This is a genomic window from Streptomyces tirandamycinicus, assembly GCF_003097515.1.
GTDB lineage: Bacteria > Actinomycetota > Actinomycetes > Streptomycetales > Streptomycetaceae > Streptomyces > Streptomyces tirandamycinicus.
Window position 1 is genome coordinate 1006078 of record NZ_CP029188.1, and the last position, 25993, is coordinate 1032070.

Consider the following 25993-nt stretch of genomic DNA (forward strand, 5'->3'; position numbering starts at 1 on the left):
CCCCGGCCCCTCCCCACGCACTCCTCGGCCGGCCCTCCCCGGCGCATTGCTCCCCCGGTCCCGGCCGCTACCCGGTCCCTCCCCCCGCCCCCTCCCCGGCGTGTTCCCTCCGCCGGCCTGCGCGGCCCGCTCAGTGATGGCCGGAGTGCTCGTCCTCGTTCCCCCCACTGCCGGCACTGCTCCCCGAGTGCCCGCCATGCGAGGCACCGCGCTCCACGGTCCCGCCGAGCCGGCCGCGCAGTGCCGTCACCACCTTCTCGTCGCCGACCGCGACCCACTTCCTGCCGACGAGGTACGAGCCGCCGTAGTCGTTGGCCTCGTTGATCCACTCGCGCTGGCCGCGGTCGGTGGCGAAGGTGGTGAGGATGTACTTGCCGTCCTTCGTCGTGCAGTTCGCCTGCCGCAGCTCCTCCGCGTCCGTCTGGATGTTCGGCTCGCAGTCCGCCTGCTTCGCCAGCTGCTCCAGACTCCCCGTCGCCGTCTTCGGCACATCGGGGGCGTCGTCCGTGTCCCCGGCGCAGGCGGTGAGGGCCGTGACGGCCGTCAGTGCCAGCGCGGCCAGGGCCATCGGGGCGGTGCTTCGGGCTCGTTGCGTACTCATCGGGCCATCGTGCCCGGTCGGCGCGCCGGTGTGCAGAGGAACGGGGAGTAACGTGCCGCACGTCGCACCCGCATCTCACGCCCCACGACACCCTGGAGAAGCCGCCGCCGTACCGTGTCCGTGAAGCCGGCGGTCCGCCGGGTTCCCGCCCCACGGGCCGGCCGGCCGGGGCTGGTGACTATCGCAGTATTCGCTCGTTCAGCTGAGGGTGAGCACCCAGGAACCCGCCCCAGGCGCCGTCGACGTGGAGCAGGCCGAAGCCGCGCTCGTGGAGCACTATCCGCGTCTGGTGCGGATCGCCTACCTCGTCCTGCCGTCCTCCCTCGGCCGCAATCGCCGGGTGCTGACCGCTCACTGGATCGTGCAGCGCTCCCTGCCGCGCGGCCGTACCGCCCGGCTTCCGCAGACCGGTGGGTCGAGGGTCCCGGTTCCGCGCGGAACGGCCGCGCCGGGGTACGCGTACGTCCGGGGGCGGGTGGTGCGGCAGGCGCTGGACGCGGGTCTTCCGCTGCGGCGGCGGGCCTGGCCGAAGCGAGTGCAGTTCCCGCCGCTGCTGCCCCAGGTATGGGGGCTGCGGCTGTTCCCGCGCTCCGGGGGCGCCGACGAACTCGCCCTCGGCCAGGCGCTGTCCGCGCTGTCCGGGGCCGCCCGTGCCGCGTACGTACTGCGCGCCCTGGAGACGCTGCCCGACGCCGCGGTCCGGCAGGTGCTGACCGGCGCCGGGGTCGCCGACCCGCATGCGGCGCTCGCCGCTGCGGACGGGCTCCGCGCCCCGGAGCGCGGGACGGCGGTCGCGCTGCTGGACTCCCCGGAGTTCGACCCCTGTTCCCTGCAGGCCCGGCCGACCGATCTGATGCGCCGCCGCAGGCACGCGAAGGCGGCGGTCGCGGCGGCCGCGGCCGCGCTCGTCGTCGGCACGCTGCTGGGCCTGCCCGGAGAGGGCTGGGCACCGGCGGAGGCCGCAGCCCCGCCGTACACACGCCACCCGGCGACCGAGGCGGCGCTGGACCCGTCCCGACTGCAGCGGGTCGGGCCCCTGGCCTGGCGGACCTCCAGCCGCACGGACTTCTCCGTGTGGCCCGCCCGGGGTGCGCTGAGCGGGGACCGCGCACTGCTGCGCCGGGCGCTCGCCGTATGGGCGCGGCCCGGTGCGGCGGTGCGGGTGTCCGCGACGCCCGGCACTCCGTCGGGGCCGCCGGTGGGAGCCCCGCAGCTGCTGTTCGCGGGCGCGGTGGGCCGGGCCCGTGTGGTGCTGTTCCACGACGGGCTGCGCGTCGTGCGGTACGCGGAGCCGGACGAGGGCACGGGCGGCGGGCCGGCACTGGACCTCGCGCGGACCGATGCGGCGGACGCGCCCACCGCCGGGGCGCTGCTGGTCGGCCGGGGCAGCGACGGCGTCCGCTATCTCACGGCTCCCTGGGTGAGCGGTGCCTCGGCGCGGGATCTGCTCGAACCGGAGGCGGAGCCCCGGACGCTGAAGCGTGACGCGCACGGGGTGACCGAGGCGGTGCCGAGCCCGGTCGCGGCCCGCGAGTGCCGGTCGTGGCAGGCGCTGGAGCTCGCCGGGGACGGCGCACGGCGGCTGCTCACCGATCTGGGCGAGATCGTCCCGGCCCGGCTGACCTGGGGTCCTCCGCTGTCCGCCGGTGACGTACCCGGCGCGCCGGAGGAGGCGCGTACCGCGTGGGCGCGTACGGCGTGCCTTCTGACCGCGATGCGCTCGAACGGGGTGCGGGAGGTCAACACCTGGCGCTACACGCGTCAGTGGCTGCCGGAGGGGAACGGCAGGGCCGCCTGGCTGTGCACCCGCGCGGAGACCTGGCGCGGCACGGGCGCCCAAGTGCTCGCCCAGTTCCAGCCTCCGGCGTCGGGATCGGCGGCCGCGTCGCCCGGTGTGGTGGTGGCCCGTTCCGAGGTGTCGCCCGCGTGTGGTCGGCGGGATCCGCGGCTGCTGGCGGGTGTGCTGTGGAGGTCGCGCACGGGGACGTGGTACGTACTGGCGGCGGGCAGCGGGGACGTCGCCTCGGTGCGCGCCTCCGGCGGGGTCACGGGTGGCGCGGAGGGCAACCACCTCGTCGTGCCGGCACGCCAGGGGGTGCGGGTGGAGCTCGGCGGGCGCCTCGCGGACGGTACTCGGATCCCGGCCCTCCGCTGACCGCCGTGAACCGCGGGGCGGCCGACGGGGCCGCGGGGCCGCGGCCCGGCCTGCATCAGGTACCGGTACCGCCGGTCGCCCCGGCGCAGGAACTCCGGGGCGGTGACCGGCTCGTACCGGACCCGTCGGCGGGGTGCCGTCGAGTGCCTCAGGGCAGCAGCAGCCAGTCGGCCGCCAGGGCCGCCACCAGGCCGGCGCCCAGCAGATATGTGCCCAGCCGGGTGCGGCCGTGGCGGCTGAGTTCGATGACGACTCCGCACAGGATCATGGCCAGTCCGTACACCCCGACCACGAGCACCGATGTGCGGCTGGCCAGCCGCACCGCCAGGACCGCCGCCAGCGCGACGAGTACGACGGACGCGGCGGCGATCCGGAGCATCCGGGCCCGGCGGGGGCTCATCCCCTCCGGCGAGGGCACAAGCGCCTCCACCGCCGCGGGTGTATCCACGGTCGCGGGCATCTCCGTGGTCGCGTGCGTCTCCACCGCCTTGGGCGCCTTCACCGTCGCGGGCGCCTCCGCAGCCACCGGCATATCGGCAGTCACCGGTGTATCGGCGGTCGCCGGCGCATCGGCAGTCACGCCCTCCGGCGCCGCCGCGCCCACCGGCGCCCCCGGGGCCACCCGCGTACCCGCGTCCACCGGTGCCTCCGGGGGTGTCTCCTGGTCAGAAGCGGTCATGGTCCGGGAGCGTACCCGTCGAGCGGCGGACGGCGTCCGAGGCCCGGCCGATACGCTGTTCGTATGACGACCGGGGTTCGCCGAAGGATGGGCGTCGCAGAGCGCAGGCAGCAGTTGATCGGAGTGGCGCTGGAGCTGTTCAGCCGCCGCTCGCCCGACGAGGTGTCGATCGACGAGATCGCCGCCGCCGCGGGCATCTCCCGCCCGCTGGTCTACCACTACTTCCCCGGCAAGCAGAGCCTGTACGAGGCCGCGTTGCGGCGGGCGGCGGAGGACCTCGCGCACCGCTTCACCGAGCGCCACGAAGGACCGCTCGGCGCAAGGCTGCTGAGGGTGATGCGCCGGTTCTTCGACTTCGTCGAGGAGCACGGGCCGGGCTTCGCGGCTCTGATGCGGGGTGGTCCCGCGGCCGGCAGCGGTACCACCAGCGCGGTCATCGACCAGGTCCGCCGGGCGGCCTACGAGCAGATCCTGGGCCACCTCGGCGTCACCGACCCGGCGCCGCGCCTGCGGCTGGTCGTCCGGTCGTGGGTGTCGCTCGCCGAGTCCACCGCGCTGATCTGGCTCGAGGGACGGGACGTGCCGCGCGCGGAGCTGGAGCGCCAACTGGTCCACGACTTCGCCGTTCTGGTGGCGGTGCCCGCGGCGTACGACGAGGACATGGCCGCCGTGCTGGCCCGCATCATGCGGGACGAGCCGGCCGACGGTCCCCTCGGGGACCTCGTCGGCCGGCTCGTGGCCCTGGCGCCGCAGGCGGTGTCCGCGGCGTCCGGACCGCAGTCGGCGTCCGCGGCGTCCGGACCGCAGTCGGTGTCCGCGGCGTCCGGACCGCAGGCGGTGTCCGAGGCGTCCGCGGCACGGGTGCCGCAGCAGCGCGCCTGAGCCCGGCGGGCCCCGGCGCGCCGCCGCGGATCGGCCCCGGAACAGCCCCGGATCAGCCGCGGGTCGGCCGCGGTCGGCCCCGGGTCAGCGCCGGACGAACACGGCGGCCGTGCGGCCCGGCACGGTGAAGGTGCCGGTGGCACCGTCGTACGACGCCGACTTGACCACCGCGTCCGCGCCCCCCGCCTGGACGGGGTGCAGCCCGTACGAGGTGCCCGCGAGGGCGCCGATCCGCTGGGTCCGCCGGTCCGGGGTGGCGTTGAACACCACGACCAGTTCGCCGAGGCGCATGGTGATCACGCCGGGTGTCTCGTCCGTCCCCGAGAGGGGGAAGGACAGCGCCGACTGCACCTTGTCCGCCGTGCCGAGGGAGAACGCCTGCTCGGTCGTACGGATCTTCAGCAGGTCGCGGTAGGCGGCCGAGGTGCCGGTGATCTCCGCACAGCCCGGCTTCAGCGTCGGCGCGGTCAGCAGCGGCTTGGCGAACGGCCACTTGGCCTTGTTGTCGGCGGCGGGCGGCAGGCCGCGGCCGAAGCCGTTGCCGTCGCGGCAGTCCCAGTGGACGGGGTTGAACCAGTCACCGCTGTCGTAGGAGTTGCGGTCCAGCGACTTCGACCGCAGCAGGTCGGTACCGGCCTGGGACAGCGCGGGCCCCTGGGAGAGCGCGGCCGTCGCCATCGCCAGCACCTGCATCCGGGCCCGGTCGGCGGCGGACACCGACGGCGGCAGCTTGAACGCGAGGGCGTCGTAGAGCGTCTCGTTGTCGTGGGCGTCCGCGTAGGCCAGGGCGTCGCCGGGCGCGGCCGCGTAGCCCGCCGGTGAACCGTTGTAGTCCACCTCCGAGCCCTTGACCGTGCGGCCCCGGGTGTCGGTGAAGGTGTACGACGCCAGGTTCCCCGACAGCCCGACCTTGATCAGGTCCTGGTAGTGCAGCAGCCGGGCCCGCTGCTCGGCCGGGGTGCCGTTGGCCCCGGAGGCGTTGGGCTCGGTGAACAGACCGGAGGCGAAACCCTGCACGCCCGGGTCCTCGTCGAACGGCCCGCCGCCGCGGACGGCGTCCCGTGCCCGGTCGGAGAACGTGGCGATGCCCGTACCGGCCATGTTCTTCTGGGTGGCCTGGACGAAGCGGGCGTCGTCGGCGATCTCGCCGAAGTTCCAGCCCTCCCCGTACAGGACGATCTTCTTCCCGTCGACGCCGTCCTTCTCGACGGTGAGCGCGTCGAGGGCCTCGCGGACGGCGAGCATGTTCGCCTTCGGGTGGTGGCCCATCAGGTCGAAGCGGAAGCCGTCGACCTTGTAGTCCTTCGCCCAGGTGACGACGGAGTCCACGACGAGCTTGCCCATCATGGCGTTCTCGGGTGCGGTGTTGGCGCAGCAGGTGGACGTGGCCACCGAGCCGTCGTCGAGGAGCCGCTGGTAGTAGCCGGGGACGATCCGGTCCAGTACGGACTTCTCCGACTGGCCGCTCGCGACGGTGTGGTTGTAGACGACGTCCATGACGGTGCGCAACCCGGCGCCGTTCAGGCCCTGCACCATCCGCCGGAACTCGACCGTGCGGCGGGTGCCCTCGGGGTCGGAGGCGTAGGAGCCCTCGGGGACGGTGTAGTGCAGCGGGTCGTAGCCCCAGTTGTAGGCGTCCTTCGCCGCCGTCTTCGCCACGCAGGCCTGCTGCTCCTCGGAGTCCGGCGGGTACGCCTTCAGGTCGCACTCCGGTGCGGACTGGTCGGACTTCCGCTCGGGGATGGTCCCGATGTCGAAGGCGGGCAGCAGGTGGACGTAGGAGGTGCCGCTCCTCGCGAGGGACGTCAGGTGCTTCATCCCGGCCGAGCCGCGCTCGGTGAAGGCGAGGTAGCCGCCCTGGTGCTTCGCGGTGCGGTCGGAGGCCGAGAAGTCCCGGACGTGGAGCTCCTGGATCTGGGCGTCCTTCAGCGGCACGGCCGCCGGCTTGCGCAGGGTGGACCAGCCCTCGGGGGCGAGCTTCGGGTCGGCGAGGTCGACGACGAGGCTGCGGGCGGAATCCGTGGTGAGGGCGGTGGAGTACGGGTCGGTGACCTTGTTGGTGACGAGCTCCTGCACGCTGGGCGCCCATACGGTCACGGCGTAGCGGTAGGGCTTGCCCCGCCAGCTCGCCGGGCCGGTGACCGACCAGACGCCGGAGGTGTCGTCGCGGCGCATCGGGACGGTCCTGCCGCCGATGTCGAGGGCGACCTTGCGTGCGGTGGGTGCCCAGACGGACAGTGTCGGGCGGCCCTTGCGGAACACCGGCCCGAGCGCGGCCTTCCGGGCCTGGCCGGCGTAGAGGTCGTCGAGGACGCCGGGGATCTGCACTCCGGTGGCGGCGAGCAGCGCCCCGTTCGCCGCCCGCTGGGTGGCGATCAGCTGGCCGCGCAGGGCCTTCTCGACGCGGTCGCGGTCGCGCGGGTCGACGGTGAAGGCGGGGAAGTCCTTGAGGTGCGGGAACCTCGCCTTCTGGGCGTCGGTCAGCGCGGACGGGGTGAGGCGCAGCCAGTGCCCCTCGTCGCTGAGCGCACCGTCGACCACCTCGATGCCGCCGCCGGGCGCGTACACCAGCTGCTGGCTGGTCGCGTCGGTGGCCTTCACCTTCCACACGACGGTGTCGCGGTCGATGAACTGTGCCTCGGCCTTCGACAGGTCGAGCGAGGGTGCGCCGCCGCTCGCCGGCAGCAGGTACGCCGGCTGCCCGGCGAGCATCCACACCTCGCGGCCGTGGCTGCCGAACGACAGCGACTGGTCGGTCGGCAGGTCCTTCTCGTCGCCCTTGTGGACGATGTAGCTGAGCGAGCCGGCGCCCTCGGCGAGCGGGACCTCGAAGGTGACGCCGTAGGCGTCCCGGCGGACCGGCATCAGCGGCTTCGACCAGTCGGTGGGCTCGGCGGCGCCGGTCCAGACGTGCAGGCCCCAGCCGTCGTAGTCCCCGTCGGCCCGGTGGTAGTGCAGCACGGCCTTCTTCGGGTCCTGCGGCGGGTAGGCGCCGTCGGGTGCGGTGTCCAACTGGCCGTCCTGGCCCTGGGTGATCCAGACCTCGCCGGTCCGGCCGAGGTCGACGGTGCGCTGCGGCCCGTCGGCGGCGCCGTCCTTCTCGACGGTGTACGGGAGGGACGAGGTGCCCGCGGGGACCTTGACCCAGGCGAAGGCGCCCCAGGCGTCGCGGCCGGTGAACGCGGCCGTGGTCCCGGCGGCCTTCAGCCGCGCGCCGTCGTAGTCCCCGTCGGCGCGCTTGTAGTGGACGATCGCGTGGGTGCGTTCGACGGCCGTGGGCTTCTCGGGCGGCGGTACCCGGCCCGCGGTGGTGGCGGCGAGGGCGCTCGCGGTGCGGCCGAGGCTGTCGACGGCGACCGCCTTGTAGCGCAGGGGGGTCCCGGCGGGGGCCGTGATGTGCTGGGTGACCTTGTACGGGGCGTGGTCGGCGGTGCCGAGGGTGCGCCATGCGCCGTTGCCCACCTGCGCGGCGAACACGACCCGGTTGAGCTGCCCGTCGTGGACGTCGGCGGAGATCTCCACGGTGCCGGTCGCCCCGGCGGCGGGGGCCTTCAGGGTGAGGGACGGCTTCGCGGCGGGGGGCGCGAGGGGCCCGGTGGCGCGCAGCACCAGCGACGACAGGGCGGGGACGGTGACGGTGAGCTTGCCGTCCTCGGCGCGGGCGGTGCCGGAACCGCCGTACAGGGCCCGGAACTCCGCCGAGTCCACCGGCACGGTCACGGTCTTGCCGGTGGTCGCGTTGTTGACGGCCACCAGGTACTCGACGGGTCCGCCGCGCTTGCCGGCGTCCGTGCGGGAGAAGGCGTAGACGGAGTCCTCGGCGTGGCGCTCCCGCTGGACGCCGTCGCGCAGCGCCGGGTGCTCGCGGGTGAGCTTCGACAGGGCGGCGATCGAGCGGTAGACGGGGTGGCCGGTGTCGTACGCGTCGTCGGCGTGGGTGCGGTCGGTGCCGAGCTGGTCGTCGTCGAGGTAGTCGGCGGTCTTCGAGGCGAAGAGCGTCTGGCGGGCGTCCTTGTCGCCGCCGGCGCCGGTGAAGCCCTGCTCGTCGCCGTAGTAGACGACCGGGTTGCCGCGGCTGAGGAACATCAGCTCGTTGGCGAGGCGGGCCCGCTTCAGCAGCTCCGCTTCGCCGGCGCCGGGGTTGTCCTGCTTCAGGAAGGTCCCGATGCGGCCCATGTCGTGGTTGCCGAGGAAGGTCACCTGCTCGTAGGCGTTGGCCTTGTCGGTGGTGTACCGGTAGTCGTCGGCGAAGACCTCGGCGAGCCGGCCGGCGTCGGCGCCCTGGGAGGCGTAGGCGCGGGCGGCGGCCTGGAAGGGGAAGTCGAGGGTCGAGTCGAGCCGGCCGCGGGTGACGTACGGCGAGGTCACGGCGGTGTCGGCGGAGTAGACCTCGCCGAACATGAAGAAGTCCTCGCGGCCGCGCTTGGCGGCGTAGTCGTCCAGCGCGGTGGCCCACTGGGTCCAGAAGTCCAGGTCGACGTGTTTGACCGTGTCGATCCGGAAGCCGTCTATCCGGAAGTCGCGGACCCACTTCTCGTAGATCCGCTTCATTCCCTCGACGACCTCGGGCCGCTCGGTCCACAGGTCGTCCAGGCCGACGAAGTCGCCGTACTCGGCGCTCTCCCCGGCCCAGGTGGAGTCGCCCCGGTTGTGGTACATCGTCGGGTCGTTGAGCCAGGCCGGGACCTTGCGCACGGCTCCCTCGCCCTTGACCGGTGTGTACGGGAAGGAGCCGGTGTCGACCGCCCCGCGCGGGATGCCCTGGCGGTCGTCGAAGGGGCGGCCGTCCTTGTCGAGGTACGGGTAGGCGCCCTTGGGGCGGTAGCCGTAGGCCTTCTCGGCGTAGTCGACGGTGTCGGCGGTGTGGTTGGTGATGACGTCGAAGAAGACCTTCATGCCCTTGGCATGGGCCTTGTCGATCAGCGTCTCCAGGTCCCGGTTGGTGCCGAAGTGGGGGTCCACCTGGGTGAAGTCGGTGATCCAGTAGCCGTGGTAGCCCGCCGACGCGTCCTTCCCGGTGCCCTGGACCGGCCGGTTCTTGAAGATCGGCGCGAGCCAGATGGCGGTCGTGCCGAGGCCCTTGATGTAGTCCAGGCGCTTGGTGAGTCCCTTGAGGTCGCCGCCCTGGTAGAAGCCCTTGTCCGTGGGGTCGTAGCCGGTCCGCAGGCGCGAGCCGGTCAGTCCGCCGCGGTCGTTGCGGCGGTCGCCGTTCGCGAAGCGGTCCGGGAGCACGAAGTAGAACTGCTCACGGGTCAGTTCGTGCCGGGCGGGCTCGGCGGCGAGCCTGGCGTCGGACGGCGGGGAGGGAGGCTTCGCCGCCGCGGCGGGCACGGCGGGCGCGAGTGCGGCGCACACGGCGACGGCCAGGGCGGCCGCCACCGTTCTGCGCCTGCCGCGCGAGGGGGGTGTCACGAGGTTGCTCCTCACTGGTCGGGACTCGTCGGGCTGGTTGGGACCTCGGGGCCCTTCGGGGATCGTCGGGGACGTCAGGGCTTGTCAGTGCCCGTCAGAGCCCGTCAGGGCCCGTCAGGGCTTGTCAGGGCTTGTCAGGGCCCGTCAGGGCTTGTCAGGGCTTGTCGGAACGCAACGGAAGTGCGCGCCCCGGCCGGCCGGGCGGGTGGTGGCGCGGCCTTCCACAGGCCGCGCCACCCGGCGACCCCGCCCGGCTCCGCCCTCAGGACCGCCAGGTGTCGTTCAGGCTCACCCTGCCGGTCGGCGGCACCGTCGCCGTACGGTTCGCCCCGGTCTCCCAGGTGACGTTGCCCGCACCGTCCTTGCGCACGTACTTGTACTCGAAGGCGGTGCCGGCGGGCAGGTCGACGTCGAGCTTCCACACGGGGTAGCTCGCCGGGTCCAGCTTGAGTGCGCTGCCGGTGTTCCAGTTGCCGAGTGCGGCCTGGTTGCCGGTGACGTAGATGTTCTGCCCGGGCACCGTGGTGGCGTTGACGGCGAACGAGGCGCCGGAGGCGGGCGAACCGCCGCCACCGCCCCCGCAGTCCCTCGCGCCCGTGTGCAGCGCGACGGCGGTGTTGGGGCCCAGGGTCCGGGTGAACCGGCCCGAACCGTCCACCGTGACGGCCGTGCCCGACTGGACGTCGCAGTAGCCGCCGGCCGGGAGGGAGGTCTGGAAGGTGCGGGTCAGCGCCGACGTCTCGTGGTTGATGGCGACGTACGCCTTGTCACCCCGGCCGAACGCGATCGCGTCGGCGCCGTTGTCCCACCAGTTGGTGACGCCCTGACCTCGGGCCGTGTTCCGGAAGGCGACCATGGAGGAGATCTCGCGCCAGGCGTGCTGGCACTTCCAGCCGTCGGTGTAGCAGGCGTTCACCGTGCCGCCGTTGGGCGGGCCCGCGTCCTTGTCGGTCCACTCGTAGCCGGAGTGGACGTCGGGCGAACCGTACGGCCAGGCCAGCATGAACACGTTCGCCAGCGTGTAGTCGGCGCCGTTCTTGTAGCTGAGGGTGTCGCCGCCGCGCTCGGTGTCGTGGTTGTCGACGAAGACGGCGGACTTGCCGCTCGTCATATAGCCCCAGCCCTCGCCGAAGTTCTTGAGGTAGGCCAGGTTCTCGTTGAGGAAGACCCGCTTGAGGTCGCGGGCGTAGCGGAACTCCTGCACATCGCCGTTGCCCAGGTACTCGCTGGGCTGGACGGCCTCACCGGCGCCGTAGATGGCCTCCTGCTTCCAGTACGCGTCCGGGTTGGTGAGCTTGCCCTTGATCGCGGCCAGGTCCGCGGCCGGCATGTGCTTGGCCGCGTCGACACGGAAGCCGTCGACGCCGAGGGACAGCAGGTCGTTCATATAGCCCGCGATCTTGTTGCGGACGTACTCCTCGCCGGTGTCGAGGTCCGCGAGCCCGACGAGCTCGCAGTGCTGGACGTTGAAGCGGTCCTGGTAGTTGGTGATCTGCGCGGTGCAGTCGTCCATGTCCCAGGAGGAGTACAGGCCGGGGTAGCCGTACTTGGTGTAGGACGAGCCGCCGGTGCCCGTGCCGTTCCCGGCCGCCATGTGGTTGATGACCGTGTCGACGACGACCTTGACGCCCGCCGCGTGGCAGGTGTTGACCATGTTCGTGAACGCGGTGCGGTCGCCCAGCCGCCCCGCGATCTTGTAGCTGACGGGCTGGTACGACGTCCACCACTGCGCGCCCTGTATGTGCTCCTGGGGCGGGGAGACCTGGACGTACCCGTATCCGGCCGGGCCCAGGGTGCCGGTGCACGCCTGCGCGACCGAGTCGAAGCGCCATTCGAAGAGGACGGCGGTGACGTCCTTGGTGCCGGGCGGGGCCGCCTGCGCGGCACCCGGTGGCGCGATCACCGCGGCGGCCAAGCCCGCCGCGACGGCGAGTGCGGCAGCCAGAGATCTGCTGGCCATGTGGTTCCTCCTGCGGCTCAGGAAGGGGGGTGTCGAGATGGGGAGGTGGAGATGTGGGGAGGTGGGGGCAGCGAGAACTCCGGGATGGAGGTTGAATGTTCTTGCTGCAAAACTGAAAGAGCCCTCTGCGCAGGTGACGGTAGGCCCGAACGATTGCGCGGTCAACAGTTCGGACACATCCGGGAAACATGAACGCCATCTGCCTGCAAGGATTTTCACCCTGCGGGCAGATGGCGTGCCGGTCCCGGCGGGGCGGGGCGGGCGGCTCCGCGCGGACTCCGGTGGGGTGCCTGCGCGCGCCGTGAACGGACGGCACCGGGACGGCGGCCTGGCACGGGCCCCGGGCCCCCGGCGCCGGCGCGAGCGCCTGATAGGCGCTCAGGCCCCGCGCCCACAGCACCGCGCTCAGCACCACGGCCTCAACACCGCGCCCTCGGCACCGCGCTCAGCCCCACGGCCGCTGCGCCGCCGACCAGAGCCCAGCCCCACGGCCGCCTGCGCCGCCGACCAGCGCTCGGCCCCGCGCTCTGAGCCCGCGTTCTCAACCCCGCTCGGTCAGCCCCGCGCCCGTGCCGTCGAGCCGCGTACCACCAGTTCCGGCTGGAAGACGTACTCGGTGCTCGGCACCGGGTTTCCGCGGATCTCCTCCAGCAGCGCGCCCACGGCCGCCGACGCCATGGCCTGGACCGGCTGCCGCACGGTCGTCAGCGGCGGGTCGGTGAAGGGGATCAGCGGCGAGTCGTCGTACCCGACCACCGACACGTCCCCCGGCACGTCCAGGCCGCGCTCCCGCACCGCCCGGATGGCCCCGAGCGCCATCATGTCGCTGCCGCAGACGATTCCGGTGCAGCCCGCGTCGATGAGCTCGGCGGCGGCCGCGTGACCGCCCTCGACGCTGAACAGCGTGTGCCGGACGTACCGTTCGGCGTCCGGGCCGGCCGCCGCCAGGAAGCCCTCCGTCTTCCGCCGCGACGGCACATAGCGCACCGGCCCGACCGCGAGCCCGATGCGCGTGTGGCCGAGTTCGGCGAGATGGCGCACCGCCATGCCCGCGGCCATGTGGTCGTCGGGTGACACGAACGGCGCCGAGACCTGCTCGTTGAAGCCGTTGACGAGCACGAAGGGGACCCGGCGCGCGGCGAGATCGGCGTACCGCCGCTGGTCCGCGGCCGTGTCCGCGTGGAGTCCCGAGAGGAAGACGATGCCGTCGACACCGCTCTCCTCCAGCTGCTCCACGAGTTCGTCCTCACTGGCGCCGCCCGGCTGCTGGCAGCACAGCACCGGCGTGTAGCCGTGCCCGGCCAGCACCTGCTCGATGACCTGGGCGAACGCGGGGAATATCGGGTTGGTGAGCTCGGGCACCACCAGCCCGACCAGTCCCGCGCTGCGCCGCCGCAGCCGCACCGGGCGCTCGTAGCCGAGGATGTCGAGCGCCGCGAGGACCCGGGTGCGGGTCGCCGCCGACACACCGGGCTTGCCGTTGAGGACACGGCTGACCGTGGCCTCGCTGACGTCGGCCTGCGCGGCGATGTCGGTGAGCCGGGGGGCGGCCGCCCCCGAGGCCCTCGGCCTGGGGAGCGTCACACCGTCCACCACGCGGTGGCGTCCGCGGGCAGGACGGCGAAGCCGCCGTCGACCCCGACCGGCGCGCTGGCCAGCAGCAGTGCGCCGGGGGCGGGGAGGCGCACCGGCGCGCCCGTGGTGTTGGTGGTGCAGACGAACTTCTCGCGGGACAGGGCGAGGACGCCGTCGGGTGCGTCCAGCCAGGTCACCGCGTCGCCCGCGCCCAGTCCCGGGTGCTCGCGCCGGGCGGCCAGGGCCGCGCGGTACAGCTCCAGGGTGGAGCCGGGCACCCCGGTCTGCGCCTCCACGCTCAGCTCGGCCCACTCCGCGGGCTGCGGGAGCCAGCTGCCGCCGCTGCCGAAGCCGTACGAGGCGCCCTCGCGGGTCCAGGGGATCGGGACCCGGCAGCCGTCGCGGAAGCCGTCCTGGCCCTCCGCGCGGAAGAACGACGGGTCCTGGCGCACCTCGTCCGGCAGGTCCGTGACGTCCGGCAGGCCCAGCTCCTCGCCCTGGTAGACGTACGCCGACCCGGGCAGCGCCAGCATCAGCAGGGTGGCCGCGCGGGCCCGGCGCAGGCCGAGCTCGCGGTCGCCCTGCTCGCGCAGCTGGGTGCCGAGGCCGGGCGGGTTGCCGAAGCGGGTGGCGTGCCGGGTGACGTCGTGGTTGGACAGCACCCAGGTGGTGGGCGCGCCGACCGGGCGCATCGCGGCGAGCGAGCCGTCGATGACCTCGCGCAGCTCCTCGGCGTCCCAGTTGGTGGTGAGGTACTGGAAGTTGAAGGCCTGGTGCATCTCGTCGGGCCGGACGTACAGCGCGGTGCGCTCGACGGTCGGCGTCCACGCCTCGGCGACGAGGATGCGCTCGCCCTCGTACTCGTCGAGGATGCGCCGCCAGGAGCGGTAGATCTCGTGGACGCCGTCCTGGTCGAAGAACGGCATGACGTCGTTGCCGAGCAGCTTCACCTGGTCGCCGGAGCCGATGTCGGGCAGTCCGGGGGCCTTGACCAGGCCGTGGGCGACGTCCACGCGGAAGCCGTCGGCGCCCAGGTCGAGCCAGAAGCGGAGGATCGAGCGGAACTCGTCCCTCACGGCGGGGTGCTCCCAGTTGAAGTCCGGCTGCTCGGGGGCGAAGAGGTGCAGGTACCACTCGCCCGGCGAGCCGTCCGGGTTCACCGTACGGGTCCACGCCGGCCCGCCGAAGATCGACTCCCAGTCGTTGGGCGGCAGTTCGCCGTCGTCGCCCTTGCCGGGCCGGAAGTGGAAGCGCTCGCGCAGCCGGGAGCCGGGGCCCTCGCGCAGTGCCTGGCGGAACCAGTCGTGCTGGTCGGAGCAGTGGTTGGGCACGAGGTCGACGATGATGCGCAGGTCCAGGGCGTGGGCGCTGCGGATCAGCGCGTCGGCGTCGTGGAGCGTGCCGAACATCGGGTCGATGGCCCGGTAGTCGGCGACGTCGTAGCCCGCGTCGGCCTGTGGGGAGGCGTAGAAGGGGCTGAGCCAGACCGCGTCGACGCCGAGCTCCCTGAGGTACGGGAGCCGGCTGCGTATCCCGGCGAGATCGCCCATGCCGTCGCCGTTGCCGTCGGCGAAGCTGCGCGGATAGACCTGGTAGATCACCGCGTCCCGCCACCATGGCGCTGGCTCGGCGCGGTGGCCGGACGTCGTCGCGGTGGCGGGGGCAGCGAGGTGCTGGGTCATTTCATCCCTGGGATGGTGGTGGTTGGGGGGAAGGTGGGGCATGTGCGGCGTCAGCCCTTGACGGCGCCCGCCGACACGCCCGTGACCAGGTGGCGCTGCGCGAAGAGGAAGACGATCGCGGCCGGGATGGCGATGAGCACGGAGGCCGCGGTCATCGGACCCCACTGGGCGCCGTACTGGTTGACGAACTTCTGCAGGCCCCCGGCGAGGGTCAGGTTCTCGTCGCCGACCATGAAGGCGGACGCGTAGGCGACCTCGCCCCAGGCGGTGATGAACGAGTAGAACGCCGTCACCGCGATGCCCGGGCGGGCGAGCGGCAGGATCAGCCGCCAGAAGGTGCCGAACGGGGTGAGCCCGTCGACCTGGCCCGACTCGTCGATCTCGCGCGGGATGGTGTCGAAGAAGCCCTTCATCATCCAGGCGCAGAACGGCACCGCGATGGTGAGGTACGTGATGACCAGGCCGGCCGGCTCGTTGAGCAGGCCCAGGTTCGACATGATGTTGTAGATCGGCACGATCAGGACGGCGACCGGGAACATCTGGGTGATCAGCAGCGTCCACATCAGGCCCCGCTTGCCGGGGAAGCGGAAGCGGCTGACGGCGTAGCCGGTGGTGGCGGCGACGAAGACGCCGAGGACCGTGGTCAGGCCCGCGACGAGCAGCGAGTTGCCGAACCAGGTGAGGAACTCGGTGTCCTGGAGCAGCTTGGTGTAGTTCTGGAGCGTCGTCTCCCGCACGAAGTCCGTGGTGGTGGCGTAGCTGGCCGGCTTCAGCGAGGTCAGCAGCACCCAGAGGACCGGGAAGACGGCGATCACGGATGCGGTGAGCAGCGTGAGGTGCAGCCCGGCCGAGGCGATCGGCGAACGGCGTCCGCGCACGGGGGTGCCGGCCGGGGTGGCCGGGGCGTTGGTCGTGGTCACCAGGTTTCTCCCTGCTTGCGGAGGACGCGCTGGTAGACAGCGGCGAAGACCATCAGGAGGACGAGGATCAGCACGCCCCAGGTGGAGGACTGGGCGAAGTCGCGCGGGCTGATCTCGAAAGAGAACTTGTACGCCTGGGTGACCAGGATCTGGGTGGCCTCGCCGGGGCCGCCCCGGGTGAGCAGGAAGATCACCGGGAACATGTTGAAGGTCCAGATGGTGCTCAGCAGCACCACGGTGGTGGACACCGACCGCAGCCCGGGCATGGTGATGTTGCGGAACCGCTGCCAGGCGTTGGCGCCGTCCATCTCGGCGGCCTCGTACAGTTCGCCGGGGATGGACTGCAGTCCGCCGAGCAGGGCGACCATCATGAACGGGACGCCGAGCCAGACGTTGACGGCGATCACCGAGAACTTGGCCCAGGTCGGGTCGTTGAGCCACGGCACGGCGTCGATGCCGCCGCCCGCGAGGAGCTTGTTGAGCAGGCCGTTGTCCTCGTTGTAGAGGAAGCGCCAGGCGAACACGGAGACGAAGCCGGGCACGGCCCACGGCAGGACCAGCAGCATCCGGTAGAACGACCGGCCGGCGATCCTGCGGTTGAGGATGTTGGCGAGGGCGAGGCCCAGGCCGAAGGTGACGGCCACGCAGGAGACCGTCCACACCAGCGTCCATCCGAGGGTGCCCAGGAACTGGCTGCCGGTGAGCGCGTCGGCGTAGTTGTCGAGCCCGACGAACTCGTAGGTCGCGGGGAGGTGGTTCACCCCGATCGACCGCTCGACGTTGCGCTCGTTGGCGTCGGTCAGCGACAGGTAGACGCCGCGGACGAGCGGGTAGCCGATGATCACGCCGATCACGATCACCACGGGGGCGACCATGGTCCAGGCGTACCAGTGTGTGGAGAGGCCCCGGCGGAGTTTGCCGGGTGTGCCTGCGGAGTCGCGGCGACGGCCGCGGGCCCTCCCGGGCTCCGCGGCCTCCGCCACCGACTGGCCGCTGGTGTGGACAGCCATCGGTCGGTCTTCCTCTTCTCTTGCCGTCTCGTGCCGTCTAGTGCCGACTAGTGCCGACTAGTGCCGACTAGTGCCGACTCTTGCTTCCCCCGCCGGCCCCTACTTCCAGTCCTTCAGGAGCTTGCGGTAGGCGTCACCGACGGCCTTGGCTCCCTTCTCGGGGGTGGTCTGGCCGGTGAGAACCTTGGTGTACTCGGTCACCAGCGGGGCGAAGAGGCTGCCGCCCTCGGGGATCCAGGGGCGCTCGACGGCCTTGTCGACCACCGGCTTGAAGAAGGCGACCATCTCGTTGCCGGAGACGGTGGGCTTGTCGTAGACGGAGGAGCGGGTCGGCAGCAGGCTGAGGTCCTTGGCCACCGTGGTCTGGGACTCCGCCGAGGTCATGTACTCGACGAAGGCGTAGGAGGCGTCGAGGTTCTTTGAACCGGCGTAGACGGCGAGGTTGTGGCCGCCCTGCGGGGCGCCCTGGCCGTCGGAGCCCGCCGGGACCGGGACGATGCCGAGGTTGGACTTGTCCTGGAACTCCTTGCCGGAGTAGGTGTCCGTGACCGCCCACGGGCCGTTGATCATCATGGCGACCTTGCCGTCCTTGAAGGCCGTCTGCATGTTGTTCCAGCCGTCGGTGGCGTCGGTCTTCGCAGTGCCGGAGTCGACGAGGTCCTTGACGACCTTCATGGCCTTGACACCGGCCGGGTTGTCGACGGTGATCTGCTTCTTCTCGGCGTCGACCAGGTTGCCGCCCTCGCCGTAGAGGAAGGAGAGGAACCAGTACGCGTCGTCGCCGCGCAGGTAGAGGCCGGTCTTGCCGGTCTTGTCCTTGATCTTCTTGGCGACGGTCTTCAGCTCGGCGATCGAGGACGGCGGCTGGACGCCGGCCTCCTGGAAGATCTTCTTGTTGTAGAAGATGCCCATGGAGTCGATGACCTGCGGGACGGCGTAGGTCTTGTCGTTGTACTTCGTGGAGGCGGCGGCCTGCGGGAGGAAGTCCTTGTCCTCCTTGAGGGCCGGCGTGCCGTCCAGCGGGGCGAGGTAGCCGAGGTCGGCGAACTCGGGGGTCCAGGCCACCTCGGAGCGGATCACGTCGGGGGCGCCGGAGCCGGACTGGGCGGCGTTCTTGAACTTGTTCTGCGCCTCGCCGAAGGGCACGTTCACATAGTTGACCTTGACGTCGGGGTGCAGCTTGGTGAAGCCCTCGGCGAGCTTCTTGAAGACCTTGTCCTCGCTGCCCACGGTCGACGTGTCCCACCAGGTGACCGTGCCCGACAGCTTGCCCGAGCCGCTCTTGCCGCCCTCGGCGTCGTCCCCGCCGCACGCGGTCGCCGTGAGCGCCAGGCTCGCGACCAGAGCGGTGGCCGCTATGCCACGTCGCATGTGAACTCCTTCAACCCGGGCCCGCTCCATCACGGCGCCGATTCGTGCAGGAACGTAACAAGGCTGAAAGCAGACCGAAAGACCTTGCGACAATTTTCCGCAAGGGACCGTGATCGTTACCTCCACGTGTCCTCACGGTTGCCGTTGTGCGCCTTGTCATCCGCCGTCGAACCCGCTCCAGCGCCCCGGATGCGCCCCCGCAACCGCTTCGCAAGAGATTGCAGCGCTGTTACCGTCGGAGACAGCTCGCCGTTGACTGGAAGATCCGGAACGTCCCGAAACAGGCATCCGAAGGAGCGCCCATGACGCAGGAGCTCGGCACCACCACCACGCCGCAGATCGCCCCGGTCGCCCCCGTCACCCCCGTCACCCCCGTCACCCCGGTCACCCCCGTCGCGCAGATCGGCCCGGTCGCGCCCGCCGCTCCGGTCGCTCCGGTCGCGCAGACCTCGCCGACCTCCACGGTCACTCCGGTTGCTCCGGTCACTCCGGTTGCTCCGGTCTCGCAGACCACTGCCGTCTCTCCGGTCCCGCAGGCTCCGCGGACCGCCCGGCCCGGGGACTGGTGGCGGGACGCCGTGATCTACCAGGTGTACGTGCGCTCCTTCGCCGACGCCGACGGCGACGGCATCGGCGATCTGCGCGGCATCCGCGACCGGCTCCCCCACCTCTCGGGACTCGGCGTGGACGCGGTGTGGCTGACTCCCTTCTACGCCTCACCCCAGGCGGACGGCGGCTACGACGTCTCCGACTACCGTGCCGTCGACCCGCTCTTCGGCACCCTCGACGACGCCGACGCCCTGGTCAGGGAGGCGCACCGGCTGGGGCTCCGGGTGATCGTGGACATCGTCCCGAACCACACCTCCGACCGGCATGCCTGGTTCCGCTCCGCCCTGGCGGGCGGCCCGGAGCGGGCGCTCTACCACTTCCGGCCCGGCAGGGGCGAGCACGGCGAACTGCCCCCCAACGACTGGGAGTCGGTGTTCGGCGGCCCCGCCTGGACCCGTACGGCGACCCCGGACGGCAAGGGGGGCACAGAGTGGTACCTGCACCTCTTCGCCCCCGAGCAGCCCGACCTCAACTGGGAGCATCCCGCCGTGCGCGAGGAGTTCGACGCGGTCATGCGCTTCTGGCTGGACCTCGGGGTCGACGGCTTCCGCATCGACGTCGCCCACGGCATGGTCAAGGCCGACGGGCTGCCCGACATCGGAGCCCGCGAGCAGGCCAAGATGATCGGTGCCCAGGTGCTGCCCTTCTTCGACCAGGACGGCGTCCACGAGATCCACCGCTCCTGGCGGCGGCTGCTCGACGGCTACGGCGGAGAGCGCATCGGCGTGGCCGAGGCCTGGGCGCCCAGCCCGGAGCGGCTCGCGCTCTATGTGCGCCCCGACGAGCTGCACCAGGCGTTCAACTTCCAGTTCCTGCGCTGCCCCTGGGACCCACAGCGGATGCGGGAGGTCGTCGAGGCGTCGCTGGCGGCGACCGCGTCCGTCGGCGCCCCCACCACCTGGGTGCTGTCCAACCACGACGTGCCCCGGCACACCACGCGCTACGGCGGCGGGCCGGTGGGCCTGCGCCGGGCCCGGGCCGCGGCGCTGCTGATGCTGGCGCTGCCCGGGTCCGTGTACGTCTACCAGGGCGAGGAGCTGGGCCTGCCCGAGGTCCTCGATCTGCCGGACGAGGTGCGCCAGGACCCGTCGTTCTTCCGCGCGGAGGGCCAGGACGGCTTCCGCGACGGCTGCCGGGTCCCGATCCCCTGGACCCGCTCGGGCCCGTCGTACGGCTTCGGCAGCGGCGGCAGCTGGCTCCCGCAGCCCGCCGAGTGGGCCGAGCTCAGCGTCGAGGCGCAGACCGGGGTGCCCGGCTCCACCCTGGAGCTCTACCGGGCCGCTCTCGCGCTGCGGCGCGAGCACCCGGGGCTGGGCGCCGGCGCGGACGTCACCTGGCTCGACGCCCCCGAGGGAGTGCTGGCCTTCGCCCGTGACGGGTTCGTCTGCACGACGAACACGCGTGGCACCGGCGTGCGGCTCCCCGTTCCCGGAAGGTGCCTGCTGTCCTCCGCGCCACCCGAGCTCGGCGGCGGGACGGCGGTGCTTCCCGCCGACTCGACCGTCTGGTGGGCAATCTGACATGCGACCGGTACAGTCCAATCCCATGACCGCACGGCTTGCCGACATCGCAGCCCAGGCGGGGGTCAGCGAGGCCACGGTCAGCCGCGTGCTGAACGGCAAGCCAGGTGTTGCCTCGACCACCCGCGAATCAGTGCTCGCCGCACTCGACGTCCTCGGCTACGAGCGCCCCGTGAAGCTGCGCCGCCGCAGCGCCGGGCTCGTCGGGCTGATCACGCCCGAGCTGGAGAACCCGATATTCCCGGCCCTGGCCCAGGTCATCGGGCAGGCACTGACCCGCCAGGGCTACACGCCCGTACTGGCCACCCAGACCCCCGGCGGCTCCACCGAGGACGAACTCACCGAAATGCTGGTGGACCGGGGCGTATCGGGCATCATCTTCGTCTCCGGGCTGCACGCCGACACCACCGCCGACATGCAGCGCTACGAGAAGCTGCGCGCCCAGGGCGTCCCGTTCGTCCTCGTCGACGGCTTCTCGCCGCAGGTGCAGGCGCCCTTCATCTCGCCCGACGACCGGGCGGCGATGCAGCTCGCCGTGACCCATCTCGTCTCCCTCGGCCACACCCGTATCGGGCTCGCCCTCGGACCGCGCCGCTTCGTGCCGGTACTGCGGAAGATAGAGGGCTTCGTCAAGGCGGTGCGCGACCAGCTCGGCCTGGACGAGCGGCGGATCGAGTCCGAACTGATCCAGCACTCCCTCTACACCCTGGAGGGCGGTCAGGCCGCGGCGTCCGCGCTGATGGACCGGGGCTGCACGGCCGTGGTGTGCGCCAGCGACATGATGGCGCTGGGCGCGATCCGGGCCGCGCGGCAGCGGGGGCTGGAGGTGCCCGACGGCATCTCGGTCGTCGGATTCGACGACTCGCCCCTCATCGCCTTCACCGATCCGCCGCTGACGACGGTCCGCAAGCCCGTCCCCGCGATGGGGCAGGCCGCGGTCCGGACCCTGCTGGAGGAGATCGGCGGAACTCCGGCTCCGCACAGCGAGTTCGTGTTCATGCCGGAACTGGTCGTCCGCGGCTCGACCGCGGCGGGGCCTTTGCACGGTTCGCCCTGATCCGTCCCACCCGGCTCGCGCGCCCCTCCACCGGACTCCCGAATTCCGCGCGACGCCCGGGACATACGGGGGCTCCGGCTCGTCCTCAAGGGGGACCGGACCCCCTCCCGAACCAGCCCGACGGATGATCGGATCGCACGCACCCGTCTGGCAGACTCTCCTCCCATGGGTGAAGCGACCGTGAAGTCCTCGGAAGACCGGACCGCGTCCCCGTCACCCATGGTGACCGTGGACGGCCCGGCCCCGGAGCGGAGCAGACTGCGCGCGTGGCGGTCGGTCCGCCGGCCGCGCATCTGGTTCGAGATCCTCCTCATCGCGGTCAGCTACTGGACGTACTCCCTCGTCCGGAACGCCGTCCCCGAGCAGAAGGCCCAGGCCCTGCGGAACGCCGACTGGATCTGGGAGGCCGAGCAGGCCCTCGGCATCGCCGTCGAGCAGACGGTCAACCACGCCGCCAACTCGGTGACCTGGCTGATCGTGACCATGAACTACTACTACGCCACCCTGCACTTCGTGGTGACCATCGGCGTCCTGGTGTGGCTCTACCGCAGGCACCCCGGCCGCTACGCCCCCACCCGGCTGGTCCTCTTCGCCACCACCGGCGTCGCGCTCGTCGGCTACTACCTCTACCCGCTGGCGCCGCCGCGGCTGATGAACGGCCAGAACTTCATCGACACGGTGCTGGTGCACCAGACCTGGGGCTCCATGGCCTCGGGCAATCTGAAGAACATGTCCAACCAGTACGCGGCCATGCCGTCGATGCACATCGGCTGGTCGCTGTGGTGCGGGCTGACCATCTTCGCGCTGGCGACCGCGCCCTGGGGCAGGATCCTGGGGCTGCTGTACCCGACGCTCACGCTCGTGGTGATCGTGGCGACCGCCAACCACTTCTGGCTGGACGCCGTCGGCGGACTGCTCTGCCTCGGCTTCGGCTACGGCCTGTCCTACGTCTGGTACGGGTCCCTGCCGCACCGGCTGCCGCGGCATGTGCCGGACCCGGTCCGCGGCGGCCCGGTGCTCACGGCGTAGGCCGGCACCCGGAGGCACCCCCCGCCGCCCCCGCGCCCCGTCGGCCCCGGGCCCCGCACACCGCCGGCCCGGGCCTCGGCCGGCCCCGGATCCCGCCCACCGAGGCCCCGCCGGCCACGGCGGGGGCGCGTCGGCACGGCCGAGGGCCCGTCGGCTGCAACCGAGGGCCCGTCGGCTACGACCCGTAGAACAGCCGCTCCACCACCGCGCGGGCGCGCCGCGTCGCCCGGCGGTACCCGTCGACCATCTCGCCCACATGCCCCTGGCCGTGCCCCAGATACCGGCCCACCGCGGCCAGTTCCTTCGCGTCGGAGGGGAAGGTGTCGCCCGCGCGGCCCCTCACCAGCATGACGCCGTTGCGGACCCGCGTCGCCAGCACCCACGCGTCGTCCAGGATCCCGGCGTCCTCCGGGGACAGCAGGCCCGCGTCCCGGGCGGCGGCGAGCGCCGCCCGGGTGCGCGTGGTGCGCAGCCCCGGCTCGGCCCGGCCGTGGCGCATCTGCAGCAACTGCACCGTCCACTCCACGTCGCTGAGACCACCGCGCCCCAGCTTGGTGTGCAGCGTCGGGTCGGCGCCGCGCGGCAGCCGCTCCGTCTCCATCCGGGCCTTGAGCCGGCGGATCTCCCGGACCTCGTCCTCGCCCAGGCCGTCGGCGGGGTAGCGCAGCGGGTCGACCAGTTCGATGAAGCGGGCGCCCAGCTCCTCGTCGCCCGCCATCGGCTCGGCGCGCAGCAGGGCCTGGCTCTCCCAGACCAGTGACCAGCGGCGGTAGTAGGCCGCGTAGGAAGCGAGCGTGCGCACCAGCGGCCCGTTGCGGCCCTCGGGGCGCAGATCGGCGTCGATCAGCAGCGGCGGGTCGGAGCTCGGGAGCTGGAGCAGCCGCCGCATCTCCGCCACGACCGTCCCGGCCGCCCGGGCGGCCTCGTGCTCGTCGACGCCCTCGCGGGGCTCGTGGACGAACAGCACATCGGCGTCCGAGCCGTACGACAGCTCGTGTCCGCCGAAGCGGCCCATGCCGATGACCGCGAACCGGGTGGGGAGCTCGTCCCCCCACCGCTCGCGGACGACGGAGCGCAGCGCACCGGCGATCGTGGCCGCGCTGAGGTCGGTGACGGCGTCGCCCACCCGGTCGACGAGCGTGCCCGGGTCGAGCTCGGCCGGGTTCTCCTCGGTGCCGTACGAGCCGATCAGATCCGCCGCCGCGGTACGGAACAGCTCCCGCCGCCGCACGGCGCGGGCCGAGGCGACGCCCGCTTCCGCGCCGTCCGCCCGCCCGGCCGCCGCGAGCACCTCCTGCTCCAGATGGTCGCGGCCGCGCGGCTTCAGTCCCTCGGGATCGCCGAGCAGCGCCACCGCCTCGGGGGCTCGCAGCAGCAGGTCGGGGGCGAGCCGTCCGGCGGACAGCACCCGGGCGAGGTTCTCCGCGGCGGCGCCCTCGTCCCGCAGCAGCCGCAGGTACCAGGGCGTCTTGCCCAGCGCGTCCGACACCTGGCGGAAGCCCAGCAGGCCCGCGTCCGGGTCGGCGGAGTCCGCGAACCAGCCCAGCAGCACCGGCAGCAGCGTCCGCTGGATCGCCGCCTTGCGCGACACCCCGGACGACAGGGCCTCCAGATGCCGCAGGGCGGCGGCCGGATCGGCGTACCCGAGCGCCTCCAGGCGCTGCCGGGCGGCCTGGGTGCTGAGCCTGGTCTCCCCCGGCGCGAGCTGGGCGACCGCGTCCAGCAGGGGCCGGTAGAAGAGCTTCTCGTGCAGCCTGCGCACGACGGAGCCGTGCCGCCGCCACTCCTTGTCGAGCTCGGCCACCGGGTCGGCGCGCAGCCCCAGGGAACGCCCGAGGCGCCGCAGGTCCTCCTCGCCCTCCGGGACCAGGTGCGTACGGCGCAGCCGGTACAGCTGGATCCGGTGCTCCATCGAGCGCAGGAAGCGGTACGCCTCGTCGAGCTGCGCCGCGTCCGCCCGGCCCACGTAACCGCCCGCGGCGAGCTCCCCGAGCGCCTCCAGGGTGGAGCCGCTGCGCAGTGCCGGGTCGGTGCGGCCGTGCACCAGCTGCAGCAGCTGTACGGCGAACTCGACGTCCCGCAGCCCGCCCGGCCCCAGCTTCAGCTCACGGTCTAGGTGCGCGGCGGGGATGTTGTCGACGACCCGGCGGCGCATCTTCTGCACGTCCGGCACGAAGTTCTCCCGCTCGGCCGCCTGCCACACCAGCGGCGAGACCGCGTCGACGTAGTCGGCGCCGAGTTCCGGGTCGCCGGCCACCGGCCGCGCCTTGAGCAGCGCCTGGAACTCCCAAGTCTTGGCCCAGCGCTGGTAGTAGGCGAGATGGCTGGAGAGGGTGCGTACCAGCGGCCCGTTGCGGCCCTCCGGCCGCAGATTGGCGTCGACGGGCCAGATGGCGCCCTCGACGGTGGTCTCCGAGCAGATCCGCATGAGGTGCGAGGCGAGCCGGGTCGCGGCCTTCAGCGCCGTGGCCTCGGACGCGGGCCCGGCCGTGGCCTCGGACGCGGGCTCCCCGACGAATATCACGTCGACGTCGGAGACGTAGTTGAGCTCGTGGCCGCCGCACTTGCCCATGGCGATCACCGCGAGCCGGCAGGCCGCGGCGTCCTCGGGGGCGTCGGTACGGGCGATGGCGAGGGCCGCGCGCAGCGTCGCCGTCGCCAGGTCGGCCAGTTCGGCGGCGGTCTGCGCCACGTCGGTGGTGCCGCACACGTCGCGGGCGGCGATCGACAGCAGACAGCGGCGGTAGGCGACGCGCAGCGACACCGGGTCGGTCGCCTCGGCGAGTCCCCGCTCGAAGTCGTCCACCCCGGGGTGCAGATCGGACGCCTCGTACATCACCAGCGCCTGCCAGTCGTGCGGGTGCCGGGCCAGATGGTCGCCGAGCGCCTCGGACGCGCCGAGCACCCCGAGCAGCCGGTCGCGCAGCGGCTTCGCGGAGATCAGCGTGTCGAGCAGCACCTGCCGCTCGTCCGGCTGCTGCGCCTCGACCAGGCGCACGAGCCCGCGCAGGGCCAGGTCGGGGTCGGCGGTGGCGCCGAGGGCGTCGAGGAGGACGGAGTCGGCGCGCACGGGCACCATCTCGGGCAGGCCCAGCAGCCGCTCGGCCGCGGCGGGGTGGGTGAAGCCGTGTCGCAGCAGACGGGTGAAGGTACTGCTCCTGCGCCCCGGCACCGATGTCATCCCGCCGCCTCCGATCAAGGTCCGGATCCGGCTCCGAGCGTAGTCGCAGGGGTACCGGGGCCGCCCCCCGGAGGGCGTCGCGGGCGGGGCGGTGCCGTGATGTTCGTCATGTTCCTCGTGGTTGGGGCGGGTCAACCCGTATTCCTGGAATCTCCGTCTTCCGTCGTGTCCGGGTGCCGCGCGTGCCCGGGCGGCACGGACAGGTCCGCCAAGGACTGCGCGCGCCCGCCGGCCCCGGTGCCCGGCGGGCGCGCGCACGCCTGCCGGACACCGGTACCCCGCGGGCACCCGCCCGGGGCGGCGACCGGCCCACTCGACCACGAAGGCACCCGCCCGTCATGCCCAGCCGG

15 protein-coding genes are annotated in these 25993 nt (G+C 72.6%); 5 read left to right on the forward strand and 10 right to left on the reverse strand.

The window, feature by feature from the left end; genetic code table 11:
* Positions 1 to 130: 130 nt before the first annotated feature.
* A complete protein-coding gene (locus DDW44_RS04370) occupies positions 131 to 568 on the reverse strand; it encodes a hypothetical protein (protein ID WP_017945255.1) in 438 nt (145 codons plus the stop codon).
* A 277-nt stretch (positions 569 to 845) separates the two neighbouring features.
* Between DDW44_RS04370 and DDW44_RS04375 the strand changes: the two genes are divergently transcribed.
* The gene (locus DDW44_RS04375; RefSeq protein WP_108905581.1) at positions 846 to 2756 is read left to right on the forward strand and encodes a hypothetical protein; all 1911 of its coding nucleotides are present in this window, start codon (positions 846 to 848) and stop codon (positions 2754 to 2756) included.
* A gap of 148 nt (positions 2757 to 2904) precedes the next feature.
* Here the strand turns inward: DDW44_RS04375 and DDW44_RS31935 are convergent, their stop codons facing one another.
* Positions 2905 to 3435: a hypothetical protein gene (locus DDW44_RS31935; protein WP_244223959.1), complete on the reverse strand. Its 531-nt coding sequence runs from the start codon at positions 3433 to 3435 to the stop codon at positions 2905 to 2907.
* A 63-nt stretch (positions 3436 to 3498) separates the two neighbouring features.
* On the opposite strand from DDW44_RS31935, the gene DDW44_RS04385 reads away from it, so the two are divergent.
* Positions 3499 to 4317, forward strand: a complete 819-nt coding sequence (locus DDW44_RS04385; RefSeq protein WP_244223960.1) for a TetR/AcrR family transcriptional regulator — start codon at positions 3499 to 3501, stop codon at positions 4315 to 4317.
* An 84-nt stretch (positions 4318 to 4401) separates the two neighbouring features.
* Here the strand turns inward: DDW44_RS04385 and pulA are convergent, their stop codons facing one another.
* The 7 genes from pulA to DDW44_RS04420 all read right to left on the reverse strand — a co-directional run bounded on the left by pulA (position 4402) and on the right by DDW44_RS04420 (position 18247).
* The gene (pulA, locus tag DDW44_RS04390) at positions 4402 to 9729 is read right to left on the reverse strand and encodes a pullulanase-type alpha-1,6-glucosidase (RefSeq protein WP_108905583.1); all 5328 of its coding nucleotides are present in this window, start codon (positions 9727 to 9729) and stop codon (positions 4402 to 4404) included.
* A 262-nt stretch (positions 9730 to 9991) separates the two neighbouring features.
* Positions 9992 to 11689, reverse strand: coding sequence for a carbohydrate-binding module family 20 domain-containing protein (locus tag DDW44_RS04395; RefSeq protein ID WP_108905584.1), 1698 nt, complete (start codon positions 11687 to 11689; stop codon positions 9992 to 9994).
* Between the two features lie 555 nt (positions 11690 to 12244).
* Positions 12245 to 13285, reverse strand: coding sequence for a LacI family DNA-binding transcriptional regulator (locus DDW44_RS04400; RefSeq protein ID WP_017945249.1), 1041 nt, complete (start codon positions 13283 to 13285; stop codon positions 12245 to 12247).
* The gene (locus DDW44_RS04405; RefSeq protein ID WP_108905585.1) at positions 13270 to 14946 is read right to left on the reverse strand and encodes a glycoside hydrolase family 13 protein; all 1677 of its coding nucleotides are present in this window, start codon (positions 14944 to 14946) and stop codon (positions 13270 to 13272) included. Before DDW44_RS04405 ends, DDW44_RS04400 begins: the two co-directional genes overlap by 16 nt.
* Before the next feature lie 50 nt (positions 14947 to 14996).
* Positions 14997 to 15869, reverse strand: coding sequence for a sugar ABC transporter permease (locus tag DDW44_RS04410; protein ID WP_411354576.1), 873 nt, complete (start codon positions 15867 to 15869; stop codon positions 14997 to 14999).
* Positions 15863 to 16876 carry a carbohydrate ABC transporter permease gene (locus tag DDW44_RS04415; protein ID WP_017945246.1) on the reverse strand — a complete coding sequence of 338 codons (1014 nt, stop codon included), beginning with the start codon at positions 16874 to 16876 and terminating at the stop codon, positions 15863 to 15865. Before DDW44_RS04415 ends, DDW44_RS04410 begins: the two co-directional genes overlap by 7 nt.
* 99 nt (positions 16877 to 16975) lie before the next feature.
* Complete coding sequence (locus tag DDW44_RS04420; RefSeq protein WP_017945245.1) at positions 16976 to 18247, reverse strand: extracellular solute-binding protein; 1272 nt, start codon at positions 18245 to 18247, stop codon at positions 16976 to 16978.
* 302 nt (positions 18248 to 18549) lie between these two features.
* Here DDW44_RS04420 and DDW44_RS04425 point away from each other — a divergent pair, with 302 nt between their 5' ends.
* From DDW44_RS04425 to DDW44_RS04435, 3 genes are all read left to right on the forward strand, one after another.
* Positions 18550 to 20376, forward strand: a complete 1827-nt coding sequence (locus tag DDW44_RS04425; protein WP_108905587.1) for a glycoside hydrolase family 13 protein — start codon at positions 18550 to 18552, stop codon at positions 20374 to 20376.
* Positions 20377 to 20401: 25 nt separating this feature from the next.
* The gene (locus tag DDW44_RS04430; protein ID WP_018892194.1) at positions 20402 to 21433 is read left to right on the forward strand and encodes a LacI family DNA-binding transcriptional regulator; all 1032 of its coding nucleotides are present in this window, start codon (positions 20402 to 20404) and stop codon (positions 21431 to 21433) included.
* A gap of 165 nt (positions 21434 to 21598) precedes the next feature.
* Positions 21599 to 22462, forward strand: coding sequence for a phosphatase PAP2 family protein (locus DDW44_RS04435; RefSeq protein WP_017945242.1), 864 nt, complete (start codon positions 21599 to 21601; stop codon positions 22460 to 22462).
* A gap of 175 nt (positions 22463 to 22637) precedes the next feature.
* Here DDW44_RS04435 and DDW44_RS04440 read toward each other — a convergent pair whose 3' ends face one another.
* Positions 22638 to 25643 (reverse strand): bifunctional [glutamine synthetase] adenylyltransferase/[glutamine synthetase]-adenylyl-L-tyrosine phosphorylase, encoded by a 3006-nt coding sequence (locus tag DDW44_RS04440; protein WP_108905588.1) that lies wholly within the window; start codon positions 25641 to 25643, stop codon positions 22638 to 22640.
* Positions 25644 to 25993 lie beyond the last annotated feature (350 nt).

Coding starts and splice junctions, on each gene's coding strand:
- DDW44_RS04425 (WP_108905587.1), top strand. CDS start 18,550: ATGACGCAGGAGCTCGGCACCACCACCACGCCGCAGATCGCCCCGGTC.
- DDW44_RS04435 (WP_017945242.1), top strand. CDS start 21,599: ATGGGTGAAGCGACCGTGAAGTCCTCGGAAGACCGGACCGCGTCCCCG.
- DDW44_RS04440 (WP_108905588.1), bottom strand. CDS start 25,643: ATGACATCGGTGCCGGGGCGCAGGAGCAGTACCTTCACCCGTCTGCTG.
- DDW44_RS04430 (WP_018892194.1), top strand. CDS start 20,402: ATGACCGCACGGCTTGCCGACATCGCAGCCCAGGCGGGGGTCAGCGAG.
- DDW44_RS31935 (WP_244223959.1), bottom strand. CDS start 3,435: ATGACCGCTTCTGACCAGGAGACACCCCCGGAGGCACCGGTGGACGCG.
- DDW44_RS04370 (WP_017945255.1), bottom strand. CDS start 568: ATGGCCCTGGCCGCGCTGGCACTGACGGCCGTCACGGCCCTCACCGCC.
- DDW44_RS04405 (WP_108905585.1), bottom strand. CDS start 14,946: ATGACCCAGCACCTCGCTGCCCCCGCCACCGCGACGACGTCCGGCCAC.
- DDW44_RS04420 (WP_017945245.1), bottom strand. CDS start 18,247: ATGCGACGTGGCATAGCGGCCACCGCTCTGGTCGCGAGCCTGGCGCTC.
- DDW44_RS04385 (WP_244223960.1), top strand. CDS start 3,499: ATGACGACCGGGGTTCGCCGAAGGATGGGCGTCGCAGAGCGCAGGCAG.
- DDW44_RS04415 (WP_017945246.1), bottom strand. CDS start 16,876: ATGGCTGTCCACACCAGCGGCCAGTCGGTGGCGGAGGCCGCGGAGCCC.
- DDW44_RS04395 (WP_108905584.1), bottom strand. CDS start 11,689: ATGGCCAGCAGATCTCTGGCTGCCGCACTCGCCGTCGCGGCGGGCTTG.